This is a genomic window from Kastovskya adunca, assembly GCF_059505785.1.
Genome location: NZ_JCACLG010000041.1, coordinates 220,175 through 239,997, shown reverse-complemented (window position 1 = coordinate 239,997; position 19,823 = coordinate 220,175). Strand labels below are relative to the sequence as shown.

Below are 19,823 nucleotides of genomic sequence, written 5' to 3'. Positions count from 1 at the left end.
ACCCCTTACTAAGGGGGGATTAAGGGGGGTCTATTCGACTTATGCAAGAGGTCTAGTGATGCAAAGTAGTAATTTGATAGATTTTGTAACTAGGGACGTGGAAAAAATCAGCGGCAATATTAATTAACAGTCACTCTTGAGCAATCAGGGGGGGAACAAATCAAACTAGGTGAAGCCATATTTTTTCAATTAGTTTGTAGTGAGGACTTCAGTACTCATGCCAATAAATCTTCTCAAGCCGACTTTTGATCCGCGATCGTAGGATATAAGGTACTACACAGGGAGTCCTCACTATGACAGCGCCCGATTTAGTCACCTGGCTACGAGAACGGACAGCCTTGGAGAAACTTTCCCCAGAAGTTTTAGAGGCGATCGCGCAAGTCATGGAAGAAGAAGTTGTGCCTGCCGACCAGCGTCTAGCGGTTGAAGACACAACGGTTAAAAATCTCTATATTCTGCAACAGGGACAGCTAGAAAGCGATCGCACCAGTCAAACCAGCACTGCTTGGTCAGTCAGTTGGTTACCAGGAGCGATTATCCACCTGCAAGAGTTGATCTTAAACCAACCCGCTCAAAGAACCACAAAAACCCTCAGCGAATGCCATCTCTGGGTTGTACCTGCCGCAAAGTTTCAGGCATTAGCCAGTCAGTATCCTGAAATTGCCCAATCCTTCTCACCGGGAATCGCTCAAGAACTCGCGCAACTCTCTTCTCAACTCGGCAACGAGCAAGAGCGTCAAACCATCTTGCGTCCTTACTTAGTCAGCAAAGCAAAACGCGGAGTGATCGGCAAAAGCCGCTATGCCGTGCGGCTACGACAACAAATTAAAAAAGCCGCCGAAGACCAAAAGTCGGTGATGATTTTTGGCGAACCAGGACTGGAAAAAGACAATACGGCGGCATTAATTCACTTTAGTTCTAACTACCGACGCGAAGCCGCGATCAAAATCGATTGCAGCACCGTGCAGGTAAGTGGCGCAGAACTGTTCGGTCGTGCAGGTGGCAAACCAGGACTAATTGAATCACTCAGCGACGGCACCTTAATTCTTAGCAACATCGAGAAACTGCCACCAGAATTAGTGCCCAAGTTAATCACCCTCCTGGAAACTAACACCTACACTCCCATTAGCCGTGCTAATGACGCCTCCGTAGAGCCTCGCACTAATCAAGCTCGGATCGTCATGCTTTCCGAGCAAGCAATGCCCAAACTCGACCCGCTGGTTGGTCATCTGATTAAAGTTCCACCCCTCCGGGTGCGAAAAGCTGACATCACCTACCAGATGGACTACTACATCAGCCTTTTGTGCCGCACCAAAGGCACTGCCAAACCCCGCGTGACTCCCGAAGCGTTGCGTCGTCTCCAAGCCTACGACTTCCCCGGTAACTTGCGGGAGTTGCAAAATCTACTCGAACGCGCCTTAGTCCAGTTAGGAGAGGGGAAAGAACTCACCGAAGAAATTGTTTGGCCCTCCCAGAGCAAGAAAAAGCAATTCCGCTTTAATCTGATCAATGCTTACCCTAACTTGCGGTATTTTCTTCGTAGCGACTGGTGGCCAGACCGGATTAACTACGGCTTTACCTTATGGTTTTTTGCCCTAATCGTAATTATTGGATTTGTTGGGCCGCAAAATCGGCAAGAAAACTTCACTTTAAATCTATTTTGGGCATGGTGGTGGCCCTTGGTCTTGATTGGTTTTCCCTTTGTCGGACGGCTTTGGTGTGCAGTTTGCCCCTTCATGATTTACGGCGAAGTGACGCAGAAGCTTTCCCTATGGTTATGGCCGCGACAGTTGAAGCGATGGCCGCGAGAGTCTGCGGAAAAGTGGGGCGGATGGTTTTTATTTGGCTTATTTATCTTAATTTTCCTATGGGAAGAGCTGTGGGATTTAGAAAACACCGCTTATCTCTCTGCTTGCCTGCTGTTGCTGATTACCGCTGGGGCAATGATTTGCTCAGCCATTTTTGAGCGCCGCTTTTGGTGCCGCTATCTATGTCCGATTGGTGGGATGAATGGGCTGTTTGCCAAGCTGTCGATGACGGAATTGCGGGCGCAGCAGGGGACATGTTCGGCGGAATGTACCACCTTTCAGTGTTATAAGGGGGGGCCGCAAAAAGGGGAAGGCATGGCAACAAACGGCTGCCCCCTGTACTCTCACCCCGCTCAATTGCAAGATAACCGGGACTGCGTGCTGTGCATGACTTGTCTCAAAGCCTGTCCTCACCGTTCCGTCGAAGTGAATCTGCGTCCGCCGGGAATTGAGCTTTGGACGACTCACATTCCTCGCACTTACGAGGTAGCGTTGTTGCTGTTGCTCTTGGGTGGAGTATTTTTGCATCGCCTCCCAGAGTTGCAGAATGAGTTGGGATTGGCAGTGGATTTAACGCAATTTTTGCCCCATTTGGGTTTATCTCTGGTGGCTTTAAGTATTCCTGCCGCTATCCCCTTAATTGCTTATGGTGGGATGCAGTTGTGGCATAGGGTGATTAAAAGTCCCAAACCTCGCTCTTTTGTAGAACTGGCTTATGGCTATTTACCCTTGGTGTTAGCGGCAAATTTGGCTCACTATCTGCGTCTGGGTTTAGGAGAAGGAGGACGAATTTTGCCAGTGACGTTGGCGACATTTGGTTTTAGTGGGGAAGGGTTGCCTGTATTTGTCGCTCACCCGGCGGTGATTGCCTTTTTACAAGGGACAACGCTAATTGCTGGGGTGCTGCTGTCAGCGCTCCTCACTCAAAAAATTAGTCGCCAGTCAATGCGATCGCTTCTCCTACAACATCTCGGTGCAGTAGTACTGGGGATTAGTCTCTGGGCAATTATCGTTGGTTATTAAGCTGCCATGTATCCATAGCAAATTTCTGAGTCGGTGAGTTTAAGATTCAACCAACGCTTGCTTTTAGGGAATCAGAAATGTTTTAGCCTATGTGGCAACTGCTATAAAATACATCGCTCAATTAATGTAAAAGCGTAAGGGCTAGAAGTACTGCATCTACTTACTTCTAGCCTCTTACCTCTCACTTAATAGCCCAGCTTCAGGTTACTCATACGACGGTTTAAGTGTTAAATCCGTCTACATCGGCATCAGTTTTAGTTGATTTCAACTAACTCAATATCAAAGGTCAAGTTTTCTCCTGCCAGAGGATGGTTGGCATCCAGTGTCACCGTAGTGTCATCGACCTCTGTGATAAACACAGGAATAACTTGCCCGTTCTGTTGCTGGACTTGTAACTGCTGTCCAACTTCGGGTTCTAGTTCAGTAGGTAGTTGTTGGCGCTCAACCTGTATCACCATCTCAGGACGATGGGGGCCGTAGGCTTGATCCATGGGGATTTTAGTCATTTTAGATTCTCCAGGAGCCATACCCATGACAGCTTCGTCGAAGCCGGGAATTACCTGTCCGCCGCTGAGTTGAAATTCTAGAGGTTCGCGGCTTACCGAGGAGTCAAATACTGTACCGTCTTCTAGTTTGCCCGTGTAGTGAATCTTGACGGTATCTCCTGCTTTCGCTTGTGGCATATCGATTCATCCTTGAATTCGGTTAACATCTACCAGGTTACCAACTGGCTCGATATTAGGCTCACGGCTTTTAAGGTAGCGATCGCAAAATTTTTGTGATTTGTTGTAGAGACGTAGCTTTGGGCGATCGCCACTCAATCCCTTTGCCGTGGCACTACCCTCCTAGTAAAGACGTGATCTGCAACATCTCTACAACTTACAAACTATTTTCAGATACTAATTCTTCATAAATTTGATTGATTCTCATTAAGACTTCTTCAGCCTTATTTCGGAGTTGAGAGTCGTGGAAAAATAGGTCAGGATGGCATCGTTTAACTAAATTTCTATAAGCTTGTTTAACTTCTTTCGGAGAAGCATCTGGTGCCAAACCCAACATAGAATAGAAGCGCTTTCTTTTATCGTTGTTCTGGGGCGTGTATCTTTGCTCACCTTGAGGTGAACGGCTGGGATTGTGCAGGTTTTGTTTTAACTGCTGTAGTTCCTCATCAATTTCGAAGGCGTCAAACTGGTCTTCCACGCTGCCCATGGCTTTTTCGTTGTTATAGTTTTGCTTTTTTTAAGATGTTGATCCTTCACCCCAAATCTATACACACCCGCTAATATCCAGGAAAGACGGGTGCTAGCGCGGTCAACTGCTTTTAAAAACAGCTTTAGCACGGTCAAAATGCTACAAGATAGAGAAGAGGATTTTGGGAAGCAAGCGATGGACAATAACCAAAATGACGAACAAACTTCTACCCTACCAGTATCGTCAGAGCCTGCTACAACGAGGATACGACCCTGGGGAACAGTGACAATTCTTGAACACGGAGAGCGTTACAAGATTAATCGCATTGAGGTCAAGCCAGGAGAACACATTAGTACCCAAATGCACTACCACCGCAGCGAACACTGGATTGTTGTCGCTGGCACCGCGAAAGTAGTCTGTAGTGGCAAAGAGACGATTCTCATGCAAAAACAGTCCACCTACGTACCAATGAACACACCACATCGGGTGGAAAATCCGGGTGTGATTCCCCTAGTGATGATTGAAGTACAAAATGGGGAATACCTTGGAGAAGATGATATTACCCGTTTTGATGAAGAATCAGATGACTAAAAGCTGGCGCGGTCTAATTCCTAACTAGACTGCACCAGCCTTGTTTTGGCATCAAACAGCCATTTCCCCTGCTGATCTGACGGCACTCGCTAGAAGACAGGGGCGATTGAGAGAGTTTCAAGGGGGGCGATCGCATCCCACCAGCTCAAGCCACTACAGACGCCGCAGGACGAGCAAAAATCATTCGTCCTGCCGATGTTTGCAAGGCGGATGTCACAACAACTCGCACTTGTGCGCCAACATGTTTGCGTCCTTCTTCCACAACCACCATCGTGCCATCATCAAGATAGCCAATACCTTGAGCTTGTTCCTTACCTTCTTTCAGGATTTTCAACTCTAGGGTGTCACCAGGCAGGTAAATCGGACGCACTGCCTGTGCCAAGTCATTGATATTCAAGACAGGCACCTTTTGTAAGTTGGCGACTTTGTTGAGGTTGTAGTCGTTGGTTAGGAGAGTGCCATTAATTTCTTGAGTAAACCGCACCAACTTAGCATCTACAGTGCTGATATCTTCGTAGTCAGCCGAGTGAATCACAATCCGTTCTGGATAATCTTCCTGCATCTGATTGAGAATATCCAGCCCCCGACGCCCCCGCACTCGCTTGAGATCGTTGGCGGCATCAGCAAGTTGCTGAAGTTCCTGCAAAACAAATTGCGATACCAGAATTTGCCCTTCGATGAACCCAGTCTTTAACAGTTCTTCAATGCGACCATCAATAATGCAGCTTGTGTCGAGAACCTTACTAGAAGCGGCTTTGAGGGTTCCCTCTGCCACCAAAAGGGTATCGAGACTATTGGGATTAATCAACCGGAGGAATGTTCGTCCGTGAGTATCTGCCAGACTCACTCCCAAAAAAGCAAACATGAGGCTTCCTAAAATGGCAGTTAGAGGCTTAATGAAAGCAAACTCAAACGGCATCGGCAGCAAGAATACAGGTGCCAGCATCAAATTGGCTAACAATAGCCCAATGACTAAACCAACGGCTCGCGTAAGAATTACTTCAATTGGCATCTGACGGACTTGCGCTTCTAGACGACGATAAGCCGTCTGAACCGATAAGCCAACAGCCAAACCGACTAGTGAAGCAAAGCCAGCAGTAATCAAGCGCAAAGCCTCGATATTCGTAACTTGGTCTTGCACCCTCGTAGGGAGTAGTTCAACGCTATCGAACCCAATTCCTGCGCCTGCTAGGATGAATAAAAGAATAATGACGGCATCAAGCATGGTTCCAAGGGAATGATGATATTTGGAGGGAATTCCTGGAGGAATTCAAAATAAAAATTCAGGTCTATTTTGACCCTGCAATCTTAGTATATCTTTTCAAGCATTTTACCCTCCTGTGTCGATTGGCTTAGTTGTCTGCTGACTGTGCTTTTATTTAACTTTTGTCAGCTTTTTGTAATAAATTAATTTTTGATAATTATTGTCTAATTTTGACTTTGTCGCCTGAAAAGCTGTCTGTAGGCGAAGCTTAGAAAAATAAGGGAATAGTTTGACCCCTGTTAGATACCCCCTATTAGTTACAGAAAAATTTACTTAATTAACAATTCATCAAACATTTCAGATTATCCATTTTGTAAAGGAGGAGAATCAATAAATTGTTAGATTCTTTACCCCAATCTAAAAAAATAACTGATTTTGCAGTTCCTGGCTCTGCCTATTTGCATATTCCTTTTTGCCGACGCCGCTGTTACTACTGTGACTTTCCTATCTCTGTAGTTGGAGACAAAGCTACAGGCAGCACGTCTGGCGCGATCGCCCAATATATTGAGATACTTTGTCAGGAAATCCAGACAATATCAACCCCAAGCCGGGCTTTAGAGACAATTTTTTTTGGCGGTGGGACTCCCTCACTGCTATCTACCCAACAGCTAGGACATGTGTTAAACGTCCTGGATCAACAGTTTGGCATTGCCTCAACCTGCGAAATCTCCATGGAAATGGACCCAGGTACCTTCAGTATCGAACAGCTCCAGGGATACCAGCAGGCGGGGGTGAATCGGGTAAGCTTAGGGGTGCAAGCGTTTCAAGATGAATTGCTGAAAAATTGTGGGCGATCGCACAACAAGAGCGATATCTTTGCGGCGGTGAATGCCATCCGCCAAGTGGAGGTTGCCGACTTCAGTTTAGACCTGATTTCTGGCTTACCCCATCAAACTTTGGAACAGTGGCAGGCGTCTTTAGAAGCCGCCGTAGAAATTGCCCCCACTCACATCTCCAGTTATGACTTAGTTGTCGAGCCAGTAACCGCATTTGGACGCCAGTACCAGCCGGGGAGCAAACCCTTACCGACTGACGAAACTACCGCCCAAATGTATCAATTAGCCCATGAGATTTTGGGCAACGCTGGCTACGAACATTACGAAATTTCTAATTATGCCCAACCCGGACACCAGTGCCGTCATAATCGCGTGTATTGGGAAAATCGCCCCTACTACGGTTTCGGTATGGGAGCCGCTAGTTACACTCAAGGCTGTCGATTTACTCGACCTCGGACAAGACGAGAATATTACGAATGGGTGCAACAATTGACTGAGGCGAGTGGTGTAATTAATGGCGCGGAAGCCTTGTCAGAGTCAGATGTGCTGCTAGAAACGATGATGCTGGGTTTGCGGCTAGCAGCAGGACTGAGTTTGTCTGCTTTAGCAGAACGGTTTGGGGAACAGACGCTTTTCAAGATTGGCAGGTGTTTATACCCCTACTATCAGCAAGGCTGGGTAGAAGTGGTCGGGAATTTGGGCGATCGCCTAAATTGGCAAAATAGCCAACCCTTGCCAGCGACGGGACGATTGAGACTAACCGCACCAGAAGGGTTTTTGTTCTCCAATACCGTGCTGTCGGATTTGTTTAATCATCTCGGTTAATTCACAAAGAAGATACCTGCCTTACTGGAAGCATCTATGACACAAAATGATCCCCATTGCTGATAACCTCCGTAGTCGCCGCACACCGATTGTCAATTACTTACTCATCGGCTTTACTGTTGCTCTATTCTTTTGGGAAGTCAAACTCTCGATGGCGGGCGAACTGGGTAAGTTTCTCTACAGCTGGGGTGTTGTTCCGGTACGGCTGAGTAGCGTCTTTTCGGATGCCTTCACGGCTGGTAATTTTGCTACCTGGGTTGCCTTACTTCTGAAAGTTTTTTCCCTTCCTGTTGCTCTATTTCTCCACGCTAGTTTTGCTCAGATTTTGGGTAATCTGCTTTTCCTGTGGGTATTTGGGAAAAGTGTTGAGGGGCTTCTAGGACATGGGCGGTATTTGGGGTTTTATCTGCTGGGTGGCATTCTCACAGAGATGGTGCAAGTTTGGGTCGATCCGACACTGACGACGCCATTAGTGGGAGCCAATGGAGCGATCGCTGCTCTCTTGGGAGCCTACTTCTTCAGCTTCCCCAAGGCAAAAATAGAAGCCGTTTTGCCGCTGCTGGTTGCCTTCATTCCCATAGAGCTACCTACCATCTTCTTTTTCTTCTGGTGGTTTGTGCAGCAGTTGTTCTACGAAATTGGTCAGCTCCCAGGAGCAGCAGAGGCTAATTCTGGCGTTGTTGCCTATTGGACGCACGGCTTAGGGTTGTTGATTGGTGCGGCTTTAGTTCTGCTGATGGCACCTCAAAAGCAGTAGTTGATCCTTTGCTCCGCTGATAGTCAAAAGGCAAATATTTAATTCAAATCAAACTTGTTTGGTTTGAATCAAGGTGACAAACGTTCCCTCACCCAACTTTCATCCGGCTCTCGACGATACCGTAAGCGATCGTGTAGCCGATTGGGACGCCCTTGCCAGAACTCAATCTCTGTTGGGATTAACCGGAAACCACCCCAGTGAGGGGGGCGAGGTATTTCTTTATCCTCGTATTCCTCCTTTAGCTGCTGTAAGCGAGTTTCTAGTACCTCACGGCTAGCGATCGCCTGACTTTGATCAGATGCCCACGCCCCTAGCTGAGAGCCTTGAGGGCGGCTGTGATAGTACTGATCTGACTCGGCGGCGGAAACCTTTTCCACCTGCCCTTCAATGCGTACCTGGCGTTCCAACTGCGCCCACCAAAACGCGATCGCTCCCCAAGGATTGGCAACCAACTCAGACCCCTTCTGGCTGTGATAGTTGGTATAAAATACAAAACCTGTTTCATCAAAGTCCTTGAGCAGCACAATCCTTGCCGATGGCTTACCCTCAGGAGTAGCGGTGGCAAGGGTCATCGCGTTCGGTTCTGGTAACTCGGCAGCAACAGCCTCTTCAAACCAACGTCTAAATTGCTTAAACGGATTTAGGTCAGCATCCGCTTCATTCAACCCTTGACGGGTGTAATTCTTGCGTAAATCCGCTACGCTCAGATCCATCTTTGGTTTACCTTCATTGTTATTTTGAGTTTGATCGCACTATGGCAAATTGAGTTGTATCAGGGTGAGGTGTAATGCGTCGAGCAGGCTATATTCCACGCCTTTTAATTCTGGGTTTGAGCGGTCCATTGATTGCTCTAAACCTCTGGATTCTGTCTCAGGTATTTCGATATTTTGAGCATCTGATTACTGTGCTAGCCCTCGCCGCCATCTTGGCGTTTTTGCTCAACTACTGTGTTCGGAGCTTAGAGCGATTTCCCCTTAGCCGAACTCAAGCCGTCACCATCGTCTTGTTAGTAACACTGACGTTGCTAATTGTCCTGGGAGTGACATTAGTGCCGATTCTGACGAACCAACTAACCCAGCTACTAGACAACCTCCCAAACTTGCTAGAAACCAGCAGCCAAAATCTAGACCGTTTGTACGCCTGGGGAAAGGCAAGACGTTTACCCCTAGATCTCCAAGAATTTACCAATCAACTTAGTAATCGTATCGAAACCTACACCGAAACCCTAGCTAGTCAAGCTTTGGGCTTGGCGTTGGGCACATTGACGGGACTGTTGAATGTGATTTTGGTGGTTGTGCTTGCCTTCTATATGCTGCTGTATGGGGAACAGATGTGGCTTGGTATAGTCAATCTTCTGCCGCCGCACATTGGTTTACCCTTAAGCGAATCTCTACGCCTGAACTTCCAGAAATTTTTCATCAGCCAGCTTTTACTGGGGTTATTCATGTTTGCCATGCTGACTCCAGTTTTCTTGGCTTTAAAAGCTCCCTTTGCTTTATTATTTGCTCTACTAATTGGGGCTTCCCAGTTGATCCCGATTATCGGGGCTGCCATGGGAATTGGTTTAGTGACACTGTTAATAATGCTGCAAGACTTTTGGTTAGCGGTGCAAGTGGCGATCGCGGCAGTTTTCCTACAGCAGATTAAAGACAACCTGTTGGCTCCAAAGCTGATGAGTGATTTTATTGGGCTAAACCCCTTGTGGATTTTCATCACCTTATTGATAGGAGCGCAAATGGCAGGACTCCTGGGTGTGATCGTTGCTGTCCCGATCGCTGGCACCATCAAAGGCACCTTAGAGGCGATCCGCAGACAGCGGCAGCCCCCTGTCGTCACTACTGAGGTTATTTCCCTCAACACACCTCCCCCTAGCCCCCCGCCTAAGCGACGCATCCCAGATTAAGGGAAAATAGCGATCGCTATGAGGGGCAGTGTGAAGGCTATTCGGCTCTGTTCCGTTCGCGTAGCCAAGGGTAGGATACCGGATAAACCATGAACGGCTCGCTAAATAAGTAGGTGAGAATAAATCAAACTTTGTGTTGCCCTGTAAAATTTTTAAACTGATTTCGTAGTTACGGCTTAGACCAGATTTTGAGGGCTTTAGCCCTGACTACACACCTTTAACTATTGATTAACCGAATTTCACTAAAGGAGTGTCAATATGCGACAAATTAACTTTGTCATCATCTTCGCTGTTTGTTTAGCTCTGGTTCTCTTCAGCTTAGAAAATACGGAGCCAGTCGCCATTCAAGTTGTCAATGGGGTTCAGGTACAAGCACCTTTATCCATTGAATTAATTTTGGCAATGGGAATTGGAGCAGTGCTGGCGTGGCTCTTCAGCGTCTGGACGCGGTTGCAGCGGCAGATAGAGTCTCGCCAAGACCTCCGCAAACTGCGCTCGAAGGATGAACGCATTGAAGATCTCGAACAAAATATCGAGCAGTACAAAGCTGAACTAGAAGAAAAACAGCAACTTCTCCCCTCCGCAGAAACTCAGGCAGAAGTGGAATCCGTAACAGAGGCGTTTATTACCAAATGAATGCCACACCAGCGGCTGAAGCGATCGCGCTTTTAATTGACCTTGCCCAACGGGGCGAAATTGACCCTTGGGACGTGCGTGTCATTGAGGTCATTGACCGCTGTTTAAGTGAGTTGGCACTCTTGGGTGACGGCGAACCAGGGCAGCGCAATGCTAATCTTTCCCAGTCGGGTCAGGCATTTTTATGGGCATCGATGCTGGTGCTTTTGAAAGCCGATACCCTCGCTTACTCTGAGGAGCCAGAAGACGACCAAGGGATCGACTTAGAAGAACTCACCGCCGAGGGAGGACAGCAACTCCCCCGGCATCTGGAGCGCCATTTGCGCCGTCGCCCTGCCGCCCCGCCGCCCAAACGACGACCTGTAACGTTGCAAGAGTTGATTGTGCAGTTACAGCAGATTGCAGCGGAGTTAGAGTCTCCGACGGCTGTTAGCCGCGTTCGTCGTCCACGTCTTCAGTCCCACAGCCAAGCGGCGAAGGCAATCTCCCAACTTGCTCACGATGAAAATCTCACCGAAATTGCCACCCAGCTCGATCAATTTCTGACCCAGCACTGGGTGGCGTCGGGTATGGCTGAAGGTTGGCTACCTTTAGAGCAACTGTTAGAGTGGTGGACAATGTCACCCACGGCTGTGGAGGAGGCACATCGGCGGGATTCCAATGATGCGGAACATTCCCCTAATGGCGATCGCGTTGCCGTTTTCTGGGCGCTGCTGCTATTATCGGCACAATCAAAGGTCGAACTCTCGCAAGAGGAGTTCTATCAAGACCTGAACATTCGTTTGCTGACGGAAGAGATAAACGTGATGGGGTGATGAAGAGAACTTCATTCAGACTTCATACTTATCAAAGAGCGATCGCTTTCTCTTCTCTAGCAGTACCCTCTAAAATAGCCGTATTATTTCTTTTCTCTGCGCTTTCTTAGCTAAGGAATGGTCAGTTTCTCGCCATCAGTTATGGCGAACATCCATCGCTCCTTGCTTTAACTAGTTAAAATCGGACTCAGTTGATCAAAACAATATTTGTGTAGGGTTGAGGAGTATTTTTCATGAAAGCCATGATTTTGGCCGCTGGTAAAGGAACTCGCGTTCGTCCTATTACCTACACCATTCCCAAACCATTAATTCCCATCCTGCAAAAGCCAGTGATGGAGTTCCTACTAGAACTGCTTCGCCAGCATGGCTTTGACCAAGTGATGGTCAACGTCAGTCACCTTGCAAACGAGATCGAAAGCTATTTCCGTGATGGTCAGCGCTTTGGCGTTGAAATTGCCTATTCCTTTGAAGGTCACATCGTCGATGGACAACTAGTCGGGAAAGCCGTTGGTTCGGCTGGGGGAATGCGCCGCATTCACGACTTCAATCCCTTTTTTGACGATACCTTTATCGTGTTGTGCGGTGACGCTTTAATTGATCTGGATTTAACAGAGGCGGTGAAGTGGCACAAGGAAAAGGGATCAATTGCCACCATCGTGATGAAAACGGTGCCAAAAGACCAAGTTTCTAGCTACGGCGTCGTTGTTACGGATGAGACAGGTCGGATCAAAGCTTTTCAGGAAAAACCATCCGTTGAAGAAGCTCTCAGCACCTGTATCAACACCGGGATTTATATTTTTGAGCCAGAGGTTTTAGATTACATTCCCTCCGGCGTCGAGTTTGATATCGGTGGCGATTTGTTTCCCAAACTGGTGGAAATGAACGCTCCTTTTTATGGAGTGTCCATGGACTTTCAGTGGGTAGACATCGGTAAAGTTCCCGACTACTGGCGTGCGGTTCGCGGGGTATTAACGGGAGAAATCCAAAATGTCTCTATTCCCGGACGGAACGTCGCGCCAGGGATCTACACGGGTTTGAATGTAGCGGTGAACTGGGACAAAGTCGATATTCAGGGCCCTGTGTACATCGGAGCAATGACCCATATTGAAGATGGGGCAAAAATCATTGGGCCAACAATGATTGGGCCGAATTGCTGGGTCTGTAGCGGTGCAACCGTTGATAACAGTGTGATTTTTGAGTACTCCCGTCTAGGACAGGGGGTACGCTTGGTGGATAAGTTGGTATTTGGACGCTACTGCGTGGACAAGACGGGGGCGACGATTGATGTCCAAGCGGCGGCGCTTGACTGGTTGATTACCGATACCCGTCAGATTCTCCCCTCCCAAGAGCCTCTAGAGCGGCAAGCGATCGCGGAACTCTTGGGAAGCGATCATTAGGGGATGAGGGGAGCAGGGGAGCAGGGGAGCAGAGGACAGAGGAGCAGGGGAGCAGGGGAGCAGGGGAGCAGAGGACAGAGGAGCAGGGGAGCAGGGGAGAGGAAGAGAACCAATAACCCCTTTCATCCTTCATACTTCACACTTCATCCTTCATACTTCACACTTCATCCTTTCTTCCCACTCAGGACTCAGCACTCAGCACTCAGGACTCACTTCTCTCCCCTGCTCCCCATTTCCCTACCAAAGATTAGGACGACAGATAAGTATAGCTACTTAAACTGCGCTCGTAGTTTTGCAGCAATCGCTGGGACTCTTTGAGGGTAATGCGGTTGGCTTTTAGCGCCTGCTCAGTCCGGCGGCGGATGCTTTCTACCAAGTCTTTAGCGTCGTATTGCACGTAGCTTAAAACATCGGTGACAGTATCGCCTTTAACCACATGCTCAATTTCATAGCCTTTGGGAGTTAGTTGAATGTGAACGGCGTTAATATCCCCGAACAAGTTATGGAGACTACCCATCACTTCCTGGTAAGCACCTCCGAGAAATAGCCCCAGGTAATAGGGTTCTTCGGGCTTCAAAGAATGTAGTTCCAAAATGTCTTTGACATCCCGCAGGTCGATGAATTGGTCAATTTTGCCGTCGCTGTCGCAGGTGAGGTCAGCCAGAATACCCCGTCGCGTGGGTTCTTCGTCCAAGCGGTGGATGGGCATGATGGGAAACAATTGCTCAATTGCCCAGGAATCAGGGACTGACTGAAAAACGGACAGGTTGACGTAGTAGATAGACGCCATGATCTTTTCCAGGTCTTCTAGGTCATCTGGGACGTAGTCCTGGTTTCTGGCAATGGTGAGAATTTTGTCGCAGCATGCCCAGTACAGTTGTTCTGCTCTGGAACGCTCGGTTAAGGTCAGATAACCGAAGTTGAACAGGCTGATGGATTCTTCTTTGAACTGGATGGCGTCGTTATAAGCTTCCTGGTAATTTTCGCTGTTAATCTGGCGATAGGTTTCCCAGAGGTTGCGGATAATCAGGTGTTCTTTTTCCTGCACTGGGACAGGTGTTTGGGAGGAAACCTCGCTGGTGCTGAGAACGTTGAAGATCAGGACGGATTGATGAGAGGCGATCGCCCGACCACTTTCACTAATGATGGTAGGAGCAGATATATTACGCCCTTCACAGGCTTCTTTGACCTCGGCAACAATGTCGTTGGCATAATTTTGCATGTTGTAGTTCTTCGAGGCGTGGAAGTTGGTCTTCGAGCCGTCATAGTCGATTCCCAATCCGCCACCAACATCGAGATAGCCCATGTTGGCACCCAGAAGGCTCAACTCTACATAAATCTGGCTAGCTTCCCGAATGGCGTCTTTGATGACATTAATCGCGCAAATTTGGGAACCAATATGGAAGTGCAGCAACTGCAAGCAGTGAAGCATTCCCGCTTCGCGTAGCTGCTCGACGCCAGCGATAATTTCGGGGATAGTCAGCCCAAATTTGGCGCGATCGCCTGTAGAGCTTCCCCAGCGTCCTGTTCCTTTGCTGCTGAGTTTCGCTCGGACGCCCAGTACGGGTTCGATCCCCAACTGGCGGCTAGTTTCAATCACGAGCGGCACTTCTTCTAGTTGCTCTAGGACAATCATCGGATTTTGTCCCAGTCGCTGAGCTAGAAGTGCTGTTTCGATGTATTCCCGGTCTTTGTAGCCATTACAAATCAGCAGCGCGTCTGGGGTTTTTAAGGTCGCCAGAGCAATCATTAATTCTGGCTTTGACCCTGCTTCCAATCCCAGTTGGTGGGGTTGTCCAAAGCGCACTAATTCCTCAACTAAGTGCCGATGCTGGTTGCACTTAACGGGGAACACACCCCGGTAGTTACCGGGATAGTTATAGCGAGCGATCGCGCGGGCAAAACAATGCTGAAGCCGCTCAATTCGGTCTGCCAAAATATCGGAAAAACGAATCAGTAAGGGCAGCCCCAAGTTCCGCTGGCGCAAAGCTTCGACCAATTCATATAAGTCTAAAGAGCCGCCGCGATCTCCTTTTGGTGTCACCGTCACATGACCCGCCGCGTTAATGGAAAAGTAAGGCTCACCCCAGCCCTGAATCCGATACAATTTCTCACTCTCCTCAATTGACCAGGATGGGGAGTCAGGGGTTGTATCTGAGGGAGCGATTAACTGTTGAGTCTCGGAGCGATGAGTTTGTCGTGATTCGTCACTTGTACTGGTTGCAGGGGTTAGCTTTACTCCCATCCTGATGTATCACCTTTTGCCAATGAAGTCAGATTAAATACTAGCGATTTCTGGTGAGTAATTAGAGCTTTTCAGAGGATATTTGTCAGTTGGCGACAAATATTTCTCTAAGTACCTACCAATCAGTTGCCCATGGTAGAATTCCGGTACTCACGGTCGCTAACCTGGCTGAGACCGCGAAACGTCGCGTTTTGACATTTATTCGATTAAGGGTGTCGATGCTCAATCCATCGGATCTTCCTCCTGAACAGGAGTATTCCCTAAAGTTCTTGCACCAACTGCTCCAAACGCGTCCCTTGGCTTTTTGGGGTAGCATCTGGGCAACCGTTGCCTTGGTGGGAGCGATCGCCTCCTTTGGTTTTTTGCTCAATCCCGGCCCAGTTGAACCACAAAAGCCCCAACCTACGACGCCTCCCGTCCCAGCACAAAACGCATCTCCGTCTCCCGTCCTCGTGCCAACAGAAACCCTAAGGGTTCAAAATGACCCGATCGTGGCGACTCCAGCCCCTCCCCCAGAAGCAGAGTTCCCGCTGTGGTTGTTTGGTACTGTGGCTTTGGGATGCGCTGTTGGTTCTCTGCTAGTGACTCAAGGACTACGTTACTCAACCCAAGGTCGTAAAACTATTAAACGTGCTAAACCTAAGCCCGGCGCGGTTGTTCGTAAAAAACGGCGCTCTCCGGCTCAGAAGAAGAAACAAAAACACCCCGTTCCCATACCAGTTGCCGTCGTTACACCTCAGCCGCAGGTATTCCAACCAGAAACCAATGTGACGGTTTTACCCCCAGAGGAAAAACCGCCTCAGAATTGGGGAAATCAAAGTCTGGCTGAGATGATGGATATCCGCAAACGCCACTCTCTCTCGTCCTTGCTACAGGATCGTTAATCGAGGATAAAGACGGATGAGGAACATAAGATGTTGTGTTCTTCTCCCATCATCCCGGCTGCTGTTGCTCCCTATCCTTAGCCTCAGCCCCCCTACTCAGCACTAGTAGCAAGAAGCGATCGCCAATCAGCAATGGCTGTTTCTGGCCAAATCCAGCGTTGACTCAGAGCGTCGGGTTGAAAGTTGATCGGGTCTTCGCTGAGCACTTTCTGACGCAGCTTAAAAGATTCATCTAATAGATGCTCTTGTTTCTCGGTAGGTTGTTTTTGTGCCAATTGCCGCAGTCCCAAGGCTAATCCCGCGTAGATCGTCAAAGTTTCTGTTGTGGGAGTTTTGCCAGTTTTGATGGCGGCAACTTGTTGTTCCTCCAAGGAGTACAGCGCATCAAACCAGGCTTGGTTAGCGCGGTCGTAGTTGCCCTCGACGTAGTAAGCAAAACCTAGGGCATTGAGGTATTTAGACGAATTTGCTTGCTTTTGATTAGCGGTTTCCCAGTAACGTCTAGCATCCCCCACCGCATAGTCTTTACTACCCGCTTGCACCGCTTGCCACGCGAGACGCCCTTTCAAAAAGCTGATTTCTGGATGATCAATTTGCTGTGGTGGGACGACGGCTAGGGCAGCTTCTGCGGGGCCTAATGCCCCTCGGTTAAGTAATTCCTCTACCGCCTGTTGCCCAGTACCTAGGTCTCCACGACTGAATTGTTCAATAGCGGTGGCTGTGAGGGTGGCAGTATTCGTTTTACTGAAGTTAAGGGGATTCACCCGTTCCACGGGGGCTGAGGCATCCAAAGGTAAGAGATCGCTGGGGTTAGGTCGTTGATTTTGGGCAATCCACCACCCCAAAACTGCAATGCCCAAAACACTAGTAGCACCGAGAATTAGGGCACGCCGGGGAATTTTTAAAAATTGCTGCTGCCAACTTCGCCCTCTACCTAAAGGGGAGCGGCGATCGCTTTGTTGAGCCTTTGCCGGACTTGTCGGCGGCGATACTTGCACCGTTGGCAGGGGAACCTCGGCGGTCTGGGCTGGGACAGCAGGACTTGGCGGGCGATGTGTGAGGTTTGAGTTAACGGCTTCGGAGGGAACTAGCGTCGGTGGCTCTGATTCCTGGTTGAGCTGACCGAGCAAATCTTTAATAAAATCTGCGGGATCGTCTCCCTCTAGGTCTTCCGCCTCTAACTCATCCAGAAAACTATTTAGCGCTTCCTCGCTATAGTCAGTCGCATCTGCATCTGTGGGTAAAACAAACTCCTCTTCTTCATCCAGAAAATGGCGATCGCTCAACAGATCGTTCAACAGGGGTGGGGTAGTAAACAGCGCATCTTCTACCTCATCCGCCAGCAGCATCTGCGCCGGAGCGCCCAAGCTCAGACGGGCTTCCCTGCCCTGCATCGCCGCTTCCACATTGCTCAAGAAGCCGTCCCAGTCTTGATGCAGATAAAGCACGGGCAGCGCCCAGTAAAGCTGGTTTGAGCCGTAAGCTGAAATTAGTCCCTGCCGTGCCCGACTCAAGCTTAGGTCAATGGGGTAGCCTTGATTGAGGTTGCGGTAGAGTAGCCGCGTTAGCGTTAGGGCAACTTCGTCAGGAATTCGCTCTGCCATGGCTAAAACGGCTGGAATTCCCCGTTTTACCAAGGCTTTTGCTAGATTTCGCTCTTTACCATTATCGTCGGCACTGGAGGCAGCGGTGTAGGCACCTCGACAGGAGTTAAAAACAGCGAGTTGGACACCATTATTGGCTAGCAATCCGGCTAGGTCATCCCCATTTAAGGTTTCAGTCAGCCCAGTGCGACCGCTGACTAAGTACACATTTCCGCCAGAGTCTCCCAGATTACTGTGACCAGCGTAGTGGAAGACTTGATAGCGACCTTGTTCTAGGGCTTGAGTGAGTTGTTCACGTCCGGGTTGTTCGAGGATGGTGAGTTGAATCGCTGGCGGTTCTTCAGGGGAGCGGCTCTTGAGTTCTTCTTGTAGCTGAGCGGCTTCTTGAGCTAACTCCAGAATTTCTTGATCGCTGGGGCCAGCAATCACCATCAAAATTTTTAAGGGTTGGTTCTGCTCAAATACCAGAGTCTGTGACGGACTCATCAGTTTTGTACTGAGCTGATAGCGAGAAAAGGCGATATCGGTTCCCGTCGCTAGGGGGCGATCTCCGGCATAAAGCACTTCCCAAGGCAGCCTCGGTAAGCGGTTACCTTTAAGTCCTAGGCGGAGGCGGAGAACAGAGCGTTGATTTTGGGCGATCGCTTGCGCCATCATCCAGCTATCCCGCAAGCTGCCCTGAAACAACGCCTCATACAGTTGCTGACCTAGTGCTACTAAATTATTTGCCGATGGACTAGCAGACTTTCCTGCCATCGGAAAGACAAAACTGTCTTCCTGCAACAGAGCATTTCCCTGCAACACACCCAAGAGGGGGTCATTCATGAGCTGTCTCGCCTGCTGCAACCAGTTTTCCACTGGCCAATGGATTTGCTCCTCTGCCAGAGCAACTCCAGGGGCGACTCGTTCGATTCGCACCAGATAGTCGTCATCCCCTAAGGGAGTCACAGAGATGTGAAATTCCTGTGTCACTGGTATTGTCAGGTCAAGTTTGCTCAATTTCAAAGCGCGTGAGACTAAATAGTGCTCCCTTAGGTCTTTAGATGAATTGAATTAACAGAATGTTTCCCACGCTTGCCTTTGGAGACTAGGGGAATCTCCAAATGAAGTCGTTTCTTCTTGTATTGTCACTAATTTTTGGGGAACTATCCGGATCTATGACTTTAATCCTAGAACAGTGGAGTGGTAGATGCACCCTGATTGATAATCCCTGACTCACCGGTTTGAGTCAGGGATTTTTTTTGCGGCTAGATATACCATGATGTTGTAAGGCTCCACAGAGCAGCCGCAGTAGTGAGAAGGGAAAGGCGTCATGGCATTGATTGACCGCATCCTGCGAGTAATTCGCGGTAATATCAACAGCTTGGTTGGGCAAGCAGAAGATCCAGAAAAAGTTTTGGAGCAGGCTGTAGAAGATATGCAGCAGGATTTGATTCAGATGCGGCAAGCTGTGGCTCAGGCGATCGCTACTCAAAAACGCACCGAACGCCAAAGCGCTCAAGCCCAGGCAACCGCAGAAGAATGGTATCGTCGTGCCCAGATTGCTCTCAATAGTAGTGATGACAATTTAGCTAGAGAAGCGTTAACGCGGCGAAAAACCTATTTACAAACTGCCCAAGCGATGCAAACCCAGCTTTCACAGCAAAGCGGGATTGTCAATAAGCTTAAGGACGATATGCGGACACTGGAGAGCAAGATTTCGGAAGCGAAGACCAGAAAAGATTTATTTGTGGCGAGGGCACGCTCAGCACAAGCGTCACAAAAAATTAACGAAATGTTAGGGACTGTCGGGACAGGTAGTGCATCGAGTGCCTTTGAGCGCATGGAAGACAGAGTGCTACAACTCGAAGCTCAGTCAGAAGCCATGCAAGAGTTGGGTACAGATGACCTAGACAAGAAATTTGCTGCCTTAGAAGGTAGCGACGATATTGAGGCGGAATTGGCGGCGATGAAAACCAATAGAATCACGGGTAGTGATCAAGCACAACTGCCAGCCACTGAAGCCAGAAATTCTTCTGATCCGGCGATAGAAGCGGAACTTAATCAGCTCCGTTCAACTCAAGAGGAAATTTGAAAGTTTAAAGAAACTCACCGTAGGCTGGCA

The 19,823-nt window shown here is 48.8% G+C and carries 16 protein-coding genes; 10 read left to right on the top strand and 6 right to left on the bottom strand.

Annotated features, from left to right (window positions below; genetic code table 11):
* The first annotated feature begins 293 nt into the window (after positions 1 to 293).
* Positions 294 to 2,831, top strand: coding sequence for a sigma 54-interacting transcriptional regulator (locus AC5JR3_RS16345; protein WP_495847600.1), 2,538 nt, complete (start codon positions 294 to 296; stop codon positions 2,829 to 2,831).
* Positions 2,832 to 3,085: 254 nt separating this feature from the next.
* Here the strand turns inward: AC5JR3_RS16345 and AC5JR3_RS16340 are convergent, their stop codons facing one another.
* On the bottom strand, positions 3,086 to 3,514 hold the full coding sequence (locus AC5JR3_RS16340; RefSeq protein ID WP_495847599.1) for an FKBP-type peptidyl-prolyl cis-trans isomerase: 429 nt from the start codon (positions 3,512 to 3,514) through the stop codon (positions 3,086 to 3,088).
* 196 nt (positions 3,515 to 3,710) lie between these two features.
* On the bottom strand, positions 3,711 to 4,040 hold the full coding sequence (locus tag AC5JR3_RS16335; protein ID WP_495847598.1) for a J domain-containing protein: 330 nt from the start codon (positions 4,038 to 4,040) through the stop codon (positions 3,711 to 3,713).
* A 177-nt stretch (positions 4,041 to 4,217) separates the two neighbouring features.
* On the opposite strand from AC5JR3_RS16335, the gene AC5JR3_RS16330 reads away from it, so the two are divergent.
* Positions 4,218 to 4,613 (top strand): phosphomannose isomerase type II C-terminal cupin domain, encoded by a 396-nt coding sequence (locus AC5JR3_RS16330; protein WP_495847609.1) that lies wholly within the window; start codon positions 4,218 to 4,220, stop codon positions 4,611 to 4,613.
* 145 nt (positions 4,614 to 4,758) lie between these two features.
* Here AC5JR3_RS16330 and AC5JR3_RS16325 read toward each other — a convergent pair whose 3' ends face one another.
* Positions 4,759 to 5,838: a PIN/TRAM domain-containing protein gene (locus AC5JR3_RS16325; protein ID WP_495847597.1), complete on the bottom strand. Its 1,080-nt coding sequence runs from the start codon at positions 5,836 to 5,838 to the stop codon at positions 4,759 to 4,761.
* A gap of 374 nt (positions 5,839 to 6,212) precedes the next feature.
* Between AC5JR3_RS16325 and hemW the strand changes: the two genes are divergently transcribed.
* Both hemW and AC5JR3_RS16315 read left to right on the top strand, forming a co-directional pair.
* Positions 6,213 to 7,478 carry a radical SAM family heme chaperone HemW gene (hemW, locus tag AC5JR3_RS16320; RefSeq protein WP_495847596.1) on the top strand — a complete coding sequence of 422 codons (1,266 nt, stop codon included), beginning with the start codon at positions 6,213 to 6,215 and terminating at the stop codon, positions 7,476 to 7,478.
* A gap of 46 nt (positions 7,479 to 7,524) precedes the next feature.
* Complete coding sequence (locus AC5JR3_RS16315) at positions 7,525 to 8,235, top strand: rhomboid family intramembrane serine protease (RefSeq protein ID WP_495847595.1); 711 nt, start codon at positions 7,525 to 7,527, stop codon at positions 8,233 to 8,235.
* Positions 8,236 to 8,303: 68 nt separating this feature from the next.
* On the opposite strand, the gene pdxH is transcribed toward AC5JR3_RS16315, so the two are convergent.
* On the bottom strand, positions 8,304 to 8,948 hold the full coding sequence (pdxH, locus tag AC5JR3_RS16310; protein ID WP_495847594.1) for a pyridoxamine 5'-phosphate oxidase: 645 nt from the start codon (positions 8,946 to 8,948) through the stop codon (positions 8,304 to 8,306).
* A gap of 74 nt (positions 8,949 to 9,022) precedes the next feature.
* Between pdxH and AC5JR3_RS16305 the strand changes: the two genes are divergently transcribed.
* The 4 genes from AC5JR3_RS16305 (at position 9,023) to AC5JR3_RS16290 (ending at position 12,986) form a co-directional block, all read left to right on the top strand.
* Positions 9,023 to 10,138, top strand: coding sequence for an AI-2E family transporter (locus AC5JR3_RS16305; RefSeq protein WP_495847593.1), 1,116 nt, complete (start codon positions 9,023 to 9,025; stop codon positions 10,136 to 10,138).
* Positions 10,139 to 10,396: 258 nt separating this feature from the next.
* Complete coding sequence (locus AC5JR3_RS16300) at positions 10,397 to 10,774, top strand: LapA family protein (protein WP_495847592.1); 378 nt, start codon at positions 10,397 to 10,399, stop codon at positions 10,772 to 10,774.
* Positions 10,771 to 11,589 carry a segregation/condensation protein A gene (locus tag AC5JR3_RS16295; RefSeq protein ID WP_495847591.1) on the top strand — a complete coding sequence of 273 codons (819 nt, stop codon included), beginning with the start codon at positions 10,771 to 10,773 and terminating at the stop codon, positions 11,587 to 11,589. The genes AC5JR3_RS16300 and AC5JR3_RS16295 overlap by 4 nt, the downstream gene beginning before the upstream one ends.
* Positions 11,590 to 11,822: 233 nt before the next feature.
* Complete coding sequence (locus AC5JR3_RS16290) at positions 11,823 to 12,986, top strand: nucleotidyltransferase family protein (protein WP_495847590.1); 1,164 nt, start codon at positions 11,823 to 11,825, stop codon at positions 12,984 to 12,986.
* 247 nt (positions 12,987 to 13,233) lie between these two features.
* On the opposite strand, the gene speA is transcribed toward AC5JR3_RS16290, so the two are convergent.
* Positions 13,234 to 15,231: a biosynthetic arginine decarboxylase gene (gene speA / locus AC5JR3_RS16285; protein ID WP_495847589.1), complete on the bottom strand. Its 1,998-nt coding sequence runs from the start codon at positions 15,229 to 15,231 to the stop codon at positions 13,234 to 13,236.
* 89 nt (positions 15,232 to 15,320) lie between these two features.
* On the opposite strand from speA, the gene AC5JR3_RS16280 reads away from it, so the two are divergent.
* Entirely contained in the window at positions 15,321 to 16,115 is a 795-nt protein-coding gene (locus AC5JR3_RS16280) for a hypothetical protein (RefSeq protein ID WP_495847588.1), read from the top strand.
* Between the two features lie 92 nt (positions 16,116 to 16,207).
* Here AC5JR3_RS16280 and AC5JR3_RS16275 read toward each other — a convergent pair whose 3' ends face one another.
* Complete coding sequence (locus AC5JR3_RS16275) at positions 16,208 to 18,691, bottom strand: CHAT domain-containing protein (protein ID WP_495847587.1); 2,484 nt, start codon at positions 18,689 to 18,691, stop codon at positions 16,208 to 16,210.
* 340 nt (positions 18,692 to 19,031) lie between these two features.
* On the opposite strand from AC5JR3_RS16275, the gene AC5JR3_RS16270 reads away from it, so the two are divergent.
* Positions 19,032 to 19,793: a PspA/IM30 family protein gene (locus AC5JR3_RS16270; RefSeq protein WP_495847586.1), complete on the top strand. Its 762-nt coding sequence runs from the start codon at positions 19,032 to 19,034 to the stop codon at positions 19,791 to 19,793.
* Positions 19,794 to 19,823: the final 30 nt, after the last annotated feature.